Genomic DNA, 12,607 nt, shown 5'->3' with positions numbered 1-12,607 from the left:
GCTCCCTAGCTGAAGAGTTCGGCGAGGTGAGAATTGAGGAACTTGCCCGCCGGGTCCACGCGGCGACGCACCTCGCGCAGCCGCTCGGCCTGCGGATACATCTGGTCGACCTCGGCGCGGGAGAGGAAGTGGCGCTTGCCCCAGTGGGGCCGGCCGCCGGCGGCGCGGAAGATCGGCTCGGCCGCCCGGAACAGCGGCTCCCACGGCATCTCGGCGTACTGGTGCATGGAGATGGAGGCGCCGTCGCCGCGGTTGAACGGGCTGATCCAGAGGTCGTCGCCCGCCGCCCAGCGGAACTCGAAGGGGAAGGTGACGGGCAGGCGCTGCTTCCGAATCCAGCCGATGGCCTCGCGCAGGGCCGGCAGGCCGGCGGCGCGAGGGAGTTCGTACTCCATCTCCTCGAAGCGGACGTTCCGGCTGGACGGGAAGATGCGATAGGCCGGGCCGATGCGGCGCAGCGGACTGGTCGCCCGCATCATGAACCGCTGCAGAGGCCCGGTGAGCGCCGGCGCGGCCCTGGAGAGGTCGCAGCAGAACTTGAAGATCGCCTCCTCGTCGAGGCCGCCGCGCTTGGGCCGCGGCGTGTCTTCGGCCTCGGTCGGATGCAGGGTCTTGACGATGGCCTCATTGGCGTAGGGAAAGACGAAGAACTCCGCATGGCGGTGGCTCGCCGCCAGGTCGTCGAAATTCGCATAGACCCAGTCCAGGGGCCTCTTTTCGATCCGCTCCTCAAGCCGGTAGGCCGGCAGCACCTCGATCCGGGCCTTGGTCATCACGCCGCAGAGGCCGAGCGAGAGGCGCTGGGCGTGGAAGAGGTCGGGATCGCGCGTGGCGTCGCATTCGGCGACCGAACCGTCCGCCATCACGGTCCGGAAGCCGCGGGTGATGGTCGAGAGGCTGCCGAGATCGCGGCCGGTCCCGTGGGTGCCGGTGCCGATCGCCCCGGCCAGCGACTGGGGGTTCACGTCGCCCTGGTTGGGCAGGGAGAAGCCGAGGTCCCAGAGCGCCTTGGTCAGGCGCTTGAGGCTCCAGCCGGCCGGCGCAAGCACCGTCTGCCGGTCGGCGGCGACCTCGATCTCGCCCTCGAGATCCTCCAGGTTCAGGAGCAGGCCGTCGGTCTGGCAGAGCGGCGTGAAGGAATGGCCCGCGCCCACCACGCGGACCTTGTCGGCCCCGCGCACCAGCTCCTGGAGTTCGGCCTCCGTCCTCGGCCTGGCGATCTGGGCCGGCGCGCTTCGCACGCTGCCCGACCAGTTGCTCCACTGCGTCATGGCGCCCTCCCCTGTCGTTGCGGGAAGGGTGCGCCCGGCGGTCGGAGATAGTCAATACTATCGTTTATGGCCGGATGGCGTGGCGGAGGATGGCCGCCGCCTCGGCGATCAGGGCCTCGCGGGGGATCAGGTCCTCCTCGGTCAGCATCTCGTCGGCGGCGAAGCCGAACTCCACGGCGATGCGGACGCGGCGCCAAAGCACCTCCCGCGGCAGGTCGGGGGCGAGCGGGCCATAGGCCTCGACGAGCCGGTCGGTGACGGCGCGGTGGGACTCGATGCGGATGGGCGCGAGCTGGGGCACGGCGCGGAGGGCCCGCAGGATCCAGATCGCCCCCGGCTCCGCCGCCGTCGCCTCGGCGGTGCGGCGAAGCAGGTCCTCGGTGGCCGCGGCCAGCGCGTCGGGGCCGCCGGGGGCGTGGGTCTCGACCCAGTCGAAGAGGACGGCGTTCTGACGCTCCATCAGCCGCCGGCCCAGCGCCTCGAGCACGGCGTACTTGTCCTTGAAGTAGCGGTAGAGGGCCGGCGGGGTCATGCCGGCGCGGGCGCAGATCTGGTTGGTGGAGATGCGCTCCACGCCCACCTCCGCCAGCAGTTCGCCGGCGACCTGGAGCAGACGCTCATAGGTCTCCCGCCCCCGCTCCTGGCGGGGCTCGCGCTTGGCTGGCGCGGGATCGGCGGCGGCCCTGGTCACCCGGCGAGGGGAGCAAAGCCGCGAGGCCTTGGCAATGCCGCGCCGGATGGGCTTGGCGCCGGCCCCGCATCGTGCCATCCGTGCGCCTCGGATCGAGCGGCCCCGCCCCGCGCACGCGCCGGCGCGACCAAGCTCTTGATCCGAAGGCCTTTTCGCCGGTTTAGCTCAGCTGGTAGAGCAGCGGTTTTGTAAACCGAAGGTCGCGGGTTCGAGTCCTGCAACCGGCACCATTCCCAACCGCTTTCCATCTGTCCGGATGATTGGGAGCCGCCCGTGTTGAAGAGCACCGCCGTCGAGACGGCTGTCGGCCATGTGTGGTTCTCCTCCGAGCCCTTGGCCGACGGGCCGGCGGTCCTGCTGATTCACGGCGCCATGAGAACGACCGACGAGATGCAGCCCGTGGCCCGCCGGCTGCGCAACTGCGTCTTCGGCCACCTGCCCGCACACGGGGTCCCTGCGCTGGAGGGAGCGAACCTGGACCTGTGGAGCCGGGCCTTCGCCACGGCGGCGTCGGCCTACTTCAGGGGCCGGCCCGTGGTCCTGGCGGGCGAAAGCCTGGGCGCGCTCGTCTGCCTGGGCATGGCGCGTTTCCCCGTGCCGGGCTTGCTGTCCGTGGTCGCGGTCGAGCCGCCGCTGAGCTTTTCCTGGCCCCTCGAAGCCGCAGCCTTGCCCGCCTGGCTGAAGGACATGCTGCGAGACGATCACCGGCCGCTGCTCGCGTCGAGCCGGATACCGGTCACCGTCGTCGCGGGCGACGCGCCTCTCCACCCGCCGCGCCCGCTCGCCAGCACCCCCAGCCTGCTGAGCGACGAGGATCGACAGGGCGTCGCCTCGCTGGAGGTTCTGGCCGGCGGCCACCAGCTGATGACGGAGAACCCGGAGGGGTGCGCGGCCATCGTCCGGCGCCACCTGGCCCAGTACGCTGGCGTACAGGCCGGCTAGGCGGCTCTCACCCCGTCAGGGCCGGCCCCTTGTAGCTGTCGCGCAGGTCCTTCTTCAGCACCTTGCCGATGTGGCTGCGCGGCAGGGTGTCCATATAGATCAGGTCCGCCAGGCGCTGGGTCTTGCCGACGCGGCCGTTCAGCCAGGCCTTCAGCTCCTCGGCGGCGATGGTGCGGCCCGGGCGCAGGGTGACATAGGCCACGGGCGTCTCGCCCCACTTGTCCGACGGCACGCCCACCACGGCCGATTCCAGCACGTCGGGGTGCTTGGAAAGCTCCAGCTCCAGGTCGGACGGATAGATGTTGAAGCCGCCCGAGATGATCATGTCCTTCTTGCGGTCCATGAGCGTCAGGAAGCCATCCTCGTCGAAGCGGCCGACGTCGCCGGTGCGGATGAAGCGCAGGCCCTCCGGACTGAACCACTCGGCGTCGCGCGTCTTGCCGGGCTGGTTGTGGTAGCCGACCATCATGGCGCCGGAGCGGCCGACCACCTCGCCGACGTGGCCCTGCGGGACCTCCTTGCCGTCCTCGTCGATGAGGCGGATGTCGTGGCCGTTCATGGGCTTGCCGACCGTGTGCAGCTTGTCGGGGTGCTCGTGGGCCACCAGCATGCAGGAGCCGCCGCCCTCGGTCATGCCGTAGAACTCGATCAGGCCGCCGGGCCAGCGCTTGAGCACATCGGCCTTCACCTCCGGCGCAAAGGGGGCGGAGGTGGAGAACTTCAGGACGTAGCTCGAGAGGTCATAGGTGTCGAAGTCCGGCCGCTCCATGATCCGGCGGTACTGCACGGGCACCAGCATGGCGTGGGTGGCGCGGTGCTTCTCCGACAGCTTCAGGAACTTCTCGGCGTCGAACTTGGGCATCAGCACCGCCGTGCCGCCGTTGCCGAGGGTGGGCAGGAAGCTGACCAGCGTCGTGTTGGAATAGAGCGGCGTCGAGATCATCGTGACCGAGTCGCCGGAATAGATGCCCCGCCGCACCTGGCCCCAGCGCATGGCGTGAGGCTGGACGATGCCCTTGGGCGCGCCGGTGGTGCCCGAGGAGTAGATGATGTTGAACGGGTCGTTCGGACCGACGCTGACCGCCTGCGGCCTTGCGCCCGATTCGGGCAGCCAGGCCTCGAAGGAAAGGCCGGCGTCGGACCCGTCGAGGGCGATCGGCTTGGCCTCGATCTCGCCCGCAACCCCGGCGATGGCGTCGGCCACCCCTTTGTCCAGGAAGAAGAGCTTCGAACCGCAGTCCTTGAGCATCATGACGAGGCTCTCGGGGCTGGAAGACGGCGCCAGGGGCGCGGCCGCCGCGCCGGCGCGCAGGGCGCCGAGGAAAACCGCGGCGTACTCCAGCGAGGTGGTGGCGCAGATGGCCACGGCTTCGCGGGGGCCGACGCCCTCCCGCTGCAGGCCTGCCGCGATGCGGTCGACCAGGACGTTCAGATCGCCGTAGCTGATGGTGCGCTCGCCGTCGACGAGGGCGATGTGGCCTGGACGGCCACGCCCCTGGGCGGCGACGAGGTCGGAGAGCGTGCCGAAGTCCTCGGCCATCAGTTCTTCGGCGGTCATCGGCGCATCCTTCCCTGGCGTTATTCTGAAGCCTCGCAGATATCGCGAAAGCCCAAGCGCCAGCAAGGCTTGCAGCCGTTCAGCCGCCGGGCCGGCGGAAGATCGGCGCCATCCGCCAGAGGGTGTCGTCCTTGTCGAGGAAGTGGTGCTTCAGCGCGCCGGCGATGTGCAGGACGATCAGGACCCAGAAGAGCTTCAGGATGATGTCCACGTGCAGGGTCTCGGCCGCCTCGTGGGCCCCCTCCCCCGAGACCGGCAGGCGGGGCCAGGGGATCACGCCCCAGACATCGGGCAGACCGCGGCCGCTGGTGGAGGCGATGGCCCAGCCGGTGAGCGGCATGCCGATCATGACGACATAGAAGCCGACATGGGTGGCGCGGGCGAGGATGCGCACCCAGGCCGCGTAGCTGGACGGCAGAGGCGGCGCCGGATGGGCGATGCGCCAGCCCAGGCGCAGCAGGCTGAGCGCCAGGATGGTGACCCCGAGCGACAAGTGCAGCGCGAAAGCCTCGCCCTTCTCAGGCCCTTCGAGATCTTCGAACCAGCCGCCGACGAAGATCTGCACGATCAGCAGGACGGCCAGCGTCCAGTGCAGGACGATCGAGATCGTGGAATAGCGCGCGCCTGGGGCGCGGCCCTCATGTGCGGTGGTCATCGACTCCTCCGGAAAGCTGAGCAAAGGAAACGCCGGGGCGACCGCCAGGCTCCCGTCAGCCGCTCCAGCGACGGACGCGGCCGACATCCACGTGCACGAAGTCGGAACCGGGATAGTAGCCGACGCCGCCGCGCTGCAGGTCCCAGGCTGCGTCGCGCACGCGCGCAAGGTCGACGCCGGGCAGGCGGAGATCCAGGGCCATGCCGTCCATGTGCAGGCTGCGCTTGGCCACGCCGCTGCTCGACTGCCGCAGGGCCTCGTTGGTCCGCGGCGAGCGATAGCCGGAGATCACATGGACCGTCGCATCGGTCTGCAGGCGCGTCCGCAGCGTCGCCACCAGGTCGAACAGTCCCGGCTCCATCGGGTGGACATCCCCGGTGCGATGGTCGCGGAGCACCCGCGCCAGAGCCTGCATGGCGTCCGGAATGTAGCCGCCGGCTTCCCAATAGGCGGTGGCGAGCCGCTCGCCGGTGTGCAGGTTCAGCAGGGACAGGCTGCGCACCTCACCGGTGCGCGCCCAGGCCGGCGTGCTGGCGATCCCGGCCAGGGCGAGGCCGCCGCTCAGCAGATTGCGACGTCGGATGGTCATGGCGTCTCCATATCGCCCCCCGCCGTCCTTCATAGCAAAGCTTGGCCGCGCCCGGGCTCACATTCGCTTGCAGTGTTCGGCCCCGGCGGCGCCGACCGGACGCCGGCTGTCTGGGCGTCCGCCGTCAGCAGGGCGCGCGCCAGCGGCTCGTCCCAGCCATAGGGGTCGGGCAGCAGGTGGAGGCCGCCTTCGTCGACGAAGGCCGTCCGATAGGTGACCAGCAGCGGCGTCGCCACGGAAAGCGCGATGCGCTGCGTTTCGCCCGTCGCGATGGCGGCGTCGATCGCGGCGCGATCCCAGCCCTGGCCCGCCAGGAGGCGTTCGGCCAGTTCGCGCGGCTTCTCCAGACGCATGCAGCCGTGACTGAGCGTACGCACGGGGCGAGCGAAGGCCGCCCGGCCCGGCGTGTCGTGCAGATAGACGCCGAAGGGGCTCGGCAGATCGAACTTCACCTGCCCCAGGGCGTTGTCCGGGCCTGGGCGCTGCTGCAGCCGGCCGCCGACGAACACATAGTTGTGGCGGGCCAGATAGCCCGGGTCGCGCGCCGCTCTCGGCAGGATCTCACCCTGGGCGATGGAGGTGGGCACGTTCCAGGGGGGATTGAGGACCACGGCCTCCAGCTGCGAGGCGAACATGGGCGTCGGATGGCCCTTGTCGCCGACGACGATGCGCATGCTCAGCGCCGGCGCCCCGTCCTGGAAGAGGGTCGCCGTCGCCGCGCCCACATCCACCTCCAGCCGGTCCGCCGGCGGCGGCCTGGGCGACCAGCGCCAGCGTTCCAGATTGACGTCGATCTGGGAGAGCCGCGCCTCGGCCGTGACGTTGAGCGCCGCAAGCGTCGCTGGGCCGACCACCCCGTCGGGCTCGAGGCCGCGCAGGGCCTGGAAGCTCCGGACCAGATCGACGAGCGCCGCATCGTAGTGTTCCGGCGTCTCGCCTTCGGGCGCGGCGAACCCTTCCGCCGCCAGCCGCTTCCGAAGCTCCACGACCCCCGCCCCCGTCGCCTCCGGCGCTAGGCGCAGGTCGGAGGGCAACGGGGACCAGCCGCCCCCCTGGACGATGGCGGCGTAGCGCCGGCGGGCGCTCACCAGCGCCTGATAACGCGGGTCGGACGGCGACAGGCTGAGCGCCCACTCGGCGAGACGCCCCTGGCTGCGCGCCACCAGCCACTCGGCCGACAGGTTCCGGACCTCTGGCTCCAGGGCCCAGAGGCGATTGATCTCGCGCGGCCGCACCCGCTGACCGGCCTCGGTGCGGGCGTGGTCGAGAAGATGGGAGGTCAGGGCCGCATCGCTCATGCGGGCCGGATCGGCAGGCGGCGGCTCGGCGCCGCTCATGAGGGCCCGGACGACGGCCATGCGCTCGGCCGGGGCGAGCGTGATCGACTCGCCGGCCTGCGACGCGGCGGGCTGCGGCGCGACGAAGGGTGCGGCGGCGAGCGCCAGGAGGGCCAGGAGGCGGAGGCGCAGGGACATGACCGAAGTCTATGCCGCGGCGCCGGCCTGTCCATGATCGCGATCAAGCCTGCCGTTGCATGTGCCGCGGGCTCGGCTAGCTTGCCGGCGCAATTCGACCAGCAGCGGGAGCGGCGGCATGTTCAGGTACTCGGCGATGGCGGTGATGGCGGGGGCGAGCCTCGTCCTGGCGGCGTGCGGGCAGGCCGGGGGAGACGCCGGGACCGGCCAGGCCCCCGCCGCCAAGCCGGCGGCCAAGAGCCCGGAGCCGACCGACGCCGAACGGCAGGCGCGGCTGGCGGCCCTGCCCGCCCCGTACAATACGGGCGACCTGGAGAACGGCCGTCGCCAGTTCGGGCTTTGCCGCTCCTGCCATACGATCGCCGAGGGCGCGCCGAACCTGACCGGACCCAATCTCTACGGGGTCTTCGGACGCAAGGCCGGCGGGCTGGAAGGCTACAACTATTCCGAGGCGCTGAAGACGGCCGACTTCGTCTGGGACGCCGAGCACCTCGACGCCTGGCTGGACAATCCGCGCACCTATCTGCCCGGCACCAAGATGACCTTCGCCGGTCTGCACGACGCGCAGAAGCGGGTCGACCTGATCGCCTATCTTAAGGTGGAGTCGGGCTACGAGCCGCCAGCCTCATAGGGCGGCGGCCGCCAATTACGTGCATCGTGATACGTCTGCAATCTTGACGATTACCGTAAGGACGCCCAAGTTCGGCGGGTCGTGATTGCGAGCATCTGTCGATCTCGACGTCCGCCCCTGCACCTCGATCGCGGGGGCGCCCCCAATCCTGACCCTTGAGCCTTCCTCCAGATCCCCCGGAGGAAGGCTCTCTTTTGTGTGCCGACGGGCGAGTTCCGCCTATTCGGCGGCGTTGGCGACGCGGGTCTGCTCGGCTTCCTCGAAGGCCTCGATCCGCCGCGCGGTGTGTTCGGGCGACTTCGTGTAGCGGGCCAGCAGGTTGTAGAAGACCGGCACGACGAAGACCGTCACCATGGTGGCGAAGATCGCCCCAAAGAAGATCACCACCCCGATGGTGCGGCGCGCCTCGCCGCCCGCGCCGCCCCACACGATCAGGGGAATGGCGCCGGCCGCGGCCGAGATCGAGGTCATGATGATGGGCCGCAGCCGCAGGGTGGCGGATTCGATCACGGCCTCGCGGATCGACAGGCCCTCGTCCCGGAGCTGGTTGGCGAACTCGACGATCAGGATGCCGTTCTTCGCCGCGATGCCGATCAGGATGATCAGGCCGATCTGGCTGTAGGTGTTGATGGTCGAGCCGGCGACCAGCAGGCCGAAGAGCCCCCCGAGCGCGGCCACCGGCACGGTCAGCATGATGACGCCCGGATGGATCCAGCTTTCGAACTGGGCGGCGAGCACCAGGAAGACGAGCAGCAGCGCCATGGCGAAGGCCAGGGCGACCGCGCCGCCGGCCTCCAGGAAGTCGCGCGCGCCGCCGCCCCAGAGCGTGGCGACCCCGCCGGGCTGCTTGTCCACCTCGGCCTGCAGGAAGGCGATGGCCTCGCCCATGGTGTAGCCGGGGTTCAGCTGGGCGCTGAGATTGATCGAGCGGGCGCGGTCGGTCCGCTCGCGGTCCGGGGTGTCGCCGCGGACCTCGGTGGTGACCACCGAGGGCAGGGGGATCGCCTCGCCTGAGGCCGAGCGCACATAGAGGGTGTTGAGGTCCTCCTGCGTCATGCGCTGCTCGCGGTTGGTCTGCAGGATGACGTCGTACTCCTGCCCCTCGCGGATGTAGGTGGTGACGCGGCGGGAGCCGAACATGGTCTCCAGGGCCCGGCCCACGGCCTGGGTCGAGACGCCCAGGGCCGCCGCCTTCTCACGGTCGATATTGACCAGCAGACGCGGCGATGTGGGCTCGTAGTCCAGGCGCACCCGGCTCATGCCGGGGTTCTGCTCGGCGGCGCGGACGATGGGCTGCAGCCAGGCGGCGATCTCGTCGTAGTTGGTGCCGACGGCGATCAGATCGACGCTGTTGCCCTCGCTTCCGCGGAGCGCCGGCCGCACGAAGGCGATGGCGCGCACCGAGGTGATCTCGCCGAACTCCTTGTTCAGCTGGGCGGCGAGCTCGTTGGAGTTGGCCGCGTTCGGACCTTCGGCGACGGTCACATTGCCGCTGCCGGTGTTGTACTGGTTGTTGCCGAACCGCGGCATGGACAGGAGGTAACGGGAGACGGTCCCGTTCTCGTAGAGCTCGAGCAGGCGCGCCTCGATCTGCTTCACCGCCTCGTAGGTGTAGTCGTAGCCGGCGCCTTCCGGCCCGTTGATCATGATATCGACCCGGCCGCGGTCCTCTTCCGGCACGAGCTCGCTCGGCAGGTAGCGGAAGAGCCCGAAGGCGGCGACGCCGAGAACCAGCACCAGAAGGCCGGTGGCCCAGGCGGCGCTGCGTCGCGCAAGCAGGGCCTCGAGGGAGGCGTGGTAGGAGTTGCGCAGCCGCGCCATTCCGTCGTCCACCACCCGGGCGAGCGCGCCCTGGCCCTGGGCCGGCTTGAGCAGCTTGGAGGCCAGCATGGGCGAGAGGCTGAGCGCCAGCAGAGCCGAGAAGGCCACCGCCGCGGCGACGGCCACGGCCAGCTCCACGAAGAGGCGGCCGATATAGCCCGGCAGGAACATCAGCGGCGCGAAGACCGAGATGAGCACGATGGTGGTGGCGAGCACGGCGAAGAAGACCTGGCGCGTGCCCCGCTGGGCGGCGACCGGCGCCGGCTCGCCCTCGTCGATGCGGCGCTGGATGTTCTCGACTACCACGATGGCGTCGTCCACCACGAGACCGATGGCGAGCACCAGCGCCAGGAGGGTCAGGAGGTTCAGCGAGAAGCCGAGCGGCGCCAGGACGATGAAGGTCGACAGGATGCAGATGGGCGCGACGATCGTCGGGATGATCGCCGCCCGCCAGGTGCCCAGGAACAGGAAGTTCACCAGGCCCACCACCGCCAGGCAGATGCCCATGGTGAACCAGACTTCCTCCAGGGCGTGGCGGGTGAAGACGGTGAAGTCCACCGCCACGTCGAGCTTGGTGCCCTCCGGAAGACCGCGGTTCAGCTCGGGCAGCAGGGCCCGGACCCCGTCGGAGATCTCCAGGTCGTTGGCCTGGGACTGGCGCGTGATGGCGATGCCCACCAGGTCGCGGCCGCCGGAACGGAACAGGCGTCGCCGTTCGGCCGCCTCTTCGGAGACGCGCGCAATGTCCCCCAGGCGGGTGATATAGCCGCCGTCCTCGGCGGTCTTCACCGGCAGGCGGGCGAAGTCCTCGGGCGTCTCGTAGGCCCGCGCCACACGGATCGTGAAGTCCTTGGTCGGCGCCTCGAGCGACCCGGCGGGCAGTTCCAGGTTCTGCGCGTTCAGGGCCGCTTCGACCTCGTCGACGGTGATGCCGCGCGCGGCCATGGCCTGCGGGTCGAGCCAGATCCGCATGGCGTAGTCCTGCGCCCCGCCGACGCCCACCTGGGCGACGCCGGGCACGGTGGAGACGCGCTCGACCAGATAGCGATTGGCGTAGTCGGTGAGCTGCAGCCGGTTCAGCGTCGTCGACGAGAAGGCCAGGAACATGATCGGCTGGGCGTCGGCGTCGGCCTTGCGGATCTGCGGCGGGTCGGCCTGCAGCGGCAGGTTGGCCGAGACCCGGGAAACGGCGTCGCGCACGTCGTTGGCGGCGGCGTCCAGGTCGCGGCTGAGCTTGAACTGGATGTTGATCCGCGAGGAGCCGTCCCGCGAGGAGGACTCCATGCGGTCGACGCCCTCGATCCCGGCCACCTGGCGTTCGATCAGCTCGGTGATCCGCTCCTCGATGACCTCGGCCGAGGCCCCGCGGTAGTCGGTGCTGATCGAGATCACCGGCGGGTCCACCGCCGGCAGCTCGCGGACGGTCAGCTGGGTGAACGAGGCCAGGCCCACCACGCACAGCACGATCGCCGCCACGGCGGCGAAGACGGGGCGGCGGACGGAAAGGTCGGAGAGCGTCATGCGCCGGGCCGCTCGGCGGGCGCCTCGACGCCGGCCACGGCCGACGGCGCCGGCGTGGCGGCCACGCGGACCGGCTGGCCGGGCGTGACCTTGTTGACGCCGTTGGCGACGATCTGGTCGCCGGCCGAAAGGCCGTCACGGATCTCGACGAAGCCGCCCTGGCGGGCGCCGGTGACCACCGGCCGCTGCTCGGCGCGCGCGCCCGCCTCGCCCTTGGCGATCAGATAGACGAAGGCCGAGGAGCCCTGCACGGACAGGGCGGGCTCCGGCACGGCGAGCCCCTGACGGTCCCCGCGGGCGAGAGAGATGCGCATCATCATGCCGGGCCTCAGCCGGCGGTCGGCGTTGGGGAAGACGGCGCGGGCCGTGATCGCGCGGGTGTTGGGATCCACCCGCGTGTCGAGGGTCTCGATCCGCCCCTGGATCGAAAGCCCCGGGAAGGCGTCGGTGGTGGCGGTGAGCGACTGCCCCTCCGCCAGTCCGGCCATGTAGCGCTCCGGAATCTCGAAGTCGACGCGCACGGCCGACAGGTCGTCCAGGGTGACGATCTCGGTGCCGGGATTGACCAGGGCGCCGGGCGCGATGTCGGTGAGGCCGACGACGCCGGCGAAGGGCGCGCGGATCAGGCGGTCGCCCTGCCGGGCCTGGGCGGCGGCCAGATCCGCCTTGGCGGTCAGATAGGCGGCCTCGTACTGGTCCACCGCCGCCTTCGAGGCGTAGCCGCGCTCGGACAGGGTCCGCCACCGTTCGAGGGCCCGTTCGGCCTGTTCCAGCCGCGCCTGCGCCTGGGCCACCCCGGCGTTCTGTTCGGCGTCCTTCAGTTCGACCAGGACGGCGCCTTCCGGAACGGACTGCCCGTCGCTGAAGCGCACCCGTTCCACGAGCTGGGTCGCCGCCGCGGTCAGGGTGACCGAACGCCGGCCCTTGGCGACGCCGAGGAGATCGACCCGGTCGGTGAAGGTGCGCGGCTGCACGGTCGTGGCCGCCACGGCCACGCCGCCCCCAGGCCCTCCAGGTCCTCCAGGCCCTCCGCCCGGCTCCTCGCCCCCGAAGAGGATCCGCAGGCCGCCGACCGCGGCCATGATCACCAGGATGACGAGCGCGCCGACGAGAAAGAAGTGCCGTCTGACCAATGCGGACTCCGTCGCTCCGCCGGGGAGCGTTTGAAAAGCTTGAAACTATGACGCGGTCTTATGGCGACCCTTACGCAGCGTCCAGTAACAGAACGATGGCCGTTCATGTCGCCCCTGAAACACCTGACCGGGCCGCATAATATTCGGGCGCACCCGGCAGCCGGATGCGCCCGAAAGCTGATCAATTAAGCGTGACGCCGCGCCTTTGCGGCGACGCCGGAACTACGAATCGTACCCCGGCATCTGGCGGTCGAGGCGTCGCAGGCATCCGGGCCAGGCGAGCTTGCCCCCGATGCCGCGGGCGACCTGGGCCTTGACCT

10 protein-coding genes and 1 tRNA gene are annotated in these 12,607 nt (G+C 70.5%); 3 read left to right on the top strand and 8 right to left on the bottom strand.

The window, feature by feature from the left end:
• Window positions 1-5: 5 nt before the first annotated feature.
• Both H2041_RS18190 and H2041_RS18185 read right to left on the bottom strand, forming a co-directional pair.
• Entirely contained in the window at window positions 6-1,271 is a 1,266-nt protein-coding gene (locus tag H2041_RS18190) for a D-arabinono-1,4-lactone oxidase (protein WP_293415155.1), read from the bottom strand.
• Between the two features lie 64 nt (window positions 1,272-1,335).
• Entirely contained in the window at window positions 1,336-1,962 is a 627-nt protein-coding gene (locus tag H2041_RS18185) for a TetR/AcrR family transcriptional regulator (RefSeq protein WP_293415154.1), read from the bottom strand.
• Between the two features lie 154 nt (window positions 1,963-2,116).
• On the opposite strand from H2041_RS18185, the gene H2041_RS18180 reads away from it, so the two are divergent.
• Both H2041_RS18180 and H2041_RS18175 read left to right on the top strand, forming a co-directional pair.
• A tRNA-Thr gene (locus H2041_RS18180) sits at window positions 2,117-2,192 on the top strand.
• A gap of 43 nt (window positions 2,193-2,235) precedes the next feature.
• A complete protein-coding gene (locus H2041_RS18175; RefSeq protein WP_293415153.1) occupies window positions 2,236-2,904 on the top strand; it encodes a hypothetical protein in 669 nt (222 codons plus the stop codon).
• Window positions 2,905-2,911: 7 nt separating this feature from the next.
• Here H2041_RS18175 and H2041_RS18170 read toward each other — a convergent pair whose 3' ends face one another.
• The 4 genes from H2041_RS18170 to H2041_RS18155 all read right to left on the bottom strand — a co-directional run bounded on the left by H2041_RS18170 (window position 2,912) and on the right by H2041_RS18155 (window position 7,181).
• Window positions 2,912-4,462 carry a class I adenylate-forming enzyme family protein gene (locus H2041_RS18170; protein WP_293415152.1) on the bottom strand — a complete coding sequence of 517 codons (1,551 nt, stop codon included), beginning with the start codon at window positions 4,460-4,462 and terminating at the stop codon, window positions 2,912-2,914.
• 79 nt (window positions 4,463-4,541) lie between these two features.
• A complete protein-coding gene (locus H2041_RS18165; RefSeq protein WP_293415151.1) occupies window positions 4,542-5,117 on the bottom strand; it encodes a cytochrome b in 576 nt (191 codons plus the stop codon).
• Window positions 5,118-5,172: 55 nt separating this feature from the next.
• On the bottom strand, window positions 5,173-5,706 hold the full coding sequence (locus H2041_RS18160; RefSeq protein WP_293415150.1) for a DUF882 domain-containing protein: 534 nt from the start codon (window positions 5,704-5,706) through the stop codon (window positions 5,173-5,175).
• Between the two features lie 29 nt (window positions 5,707-5,735).
• Window positions 5,736-7,181: a L,D-transpeptidase family protein gene (locus H2041_RS18155; RefSeq protein WP_293415149.1), complete on the bottom strand. Its 1,446-nt coding sequence runs from the start codon at window positions 7,179-7,181 to the stop codon at window positions 5,736-5,738.
• A gap of 118 nt (window positions 7,182-7,299) precedes the next feature.
• On the opposite strand from H2041_RS18155, the gene H2041_RS18150 reads away from it, so the two are divergent.
• Window positions 7,300-7,812, top strand: coding sequence for a cytochrome c family protein (locus tag H2041_RS18150; RefSeq protein WP_293415148.1), 513 nt, complete (start codon window positions 7,300-7,302; stop codon window positions 7,810-7,812).
• 219 nt (window positions 7,813-8,031) lie between these two features.
• On the opposite strand, the gene H2041_RS18145 is transcribed toward H2041_RS18150, so the two are convergent.
• Together H2041_RS18145 and H2041_RS18140 are read right to left on the bottom strand one after the other, a co-directional pair.
• The gene (locus H2041_RS18145) at window positions 8,032-11,154 is read right to left on the bottom strand and encodes an efflux RND transporter permease subunit (RefSeq protein WP_293415147.1); all 3,123 of its coding nucleotides are present in this window, start codon (window positions 11,152-11,154) and stop codon (window positions 8,032-8,034) included.
• Window positions 11,151-12,287, bottom strand: a complete 1,137-nt coding sequence (locus H2041_RS18140) for an efflux RND transporter periplasmic adaptor subunit (protein ID WP_293415146.1) — start codon at window positions 12,285-12,287, stop codon at window positions 11,151-11,153. Before H2041_RS18140 ends, H2041_RS18145 begins: the two co-directional genes overlap by 4 nt.
• Window positions 12,288-12,607 lie beyond the last annotated feature (320 nt).

The sequence above is a fragment of the Phenylobacterium sp. genome (assembly GCF_013911965.1).
Lineage (GTDB): Bacteria > Pseudomonadota > Alphaproteobacteria > Caulobacterales > Caulobacteraceae > Phenylobacterium.
This window is presented reverse-complemented; position numbering and strand designations above follow the sequence as displayed.

Coding starts and splice junctions, on each gene's coding strand:
- H2041_RS18155 (WP_293415149.1), bottom strand. CDS start 7,181: ATGTCCCTGCGCCTCCGCCTCCTGGCCCTCCTGGCGCTCGCCGCCGCA.
- H2041_RS18150 (WP_293415148.1), top strand. CDS start 7,300: ATGTTCAGGTACTCGGCGATGGCGGTGATGGCGGGGGCGAGCCTCGTC.
- H2041_RS18145 (WP_293415147.1), bottom strand. CDS start 11,154: ATGACGCTCTCCGACCTTTCCGTCCGCCGCCCCGTCTTCGCCGCCGTG.
- H2041_RS18160 (WP_293415150.1), bottom strand. CDS start 5,706: ATGACCATCCGACGTCGCAATCTGCTGAGCGGCGGCCTCGCCCTGGCC.
- H2041_RS18165 (WP_293415151.1), bottom strand. CDS start 5,117: ATGACCACCGCACATGAGGGCCGCGCCCCAGGCGCGCGCTATTCCACG.
- H2041_RS18190 (WP_293415155.1), bottom strand. CDS start 1,271: ATGACGCAGTGGAGCAACTGGTCGGGCAGCGTGCGAAGCGCGCCGGCC.
- H2041_RS18170 (WP_293415152.1), bottom strand. CDS start 4,462: ATGACCGCCGAAGAACTGATGGCCGAGGACTTCGGCACGCTCTCCGAC.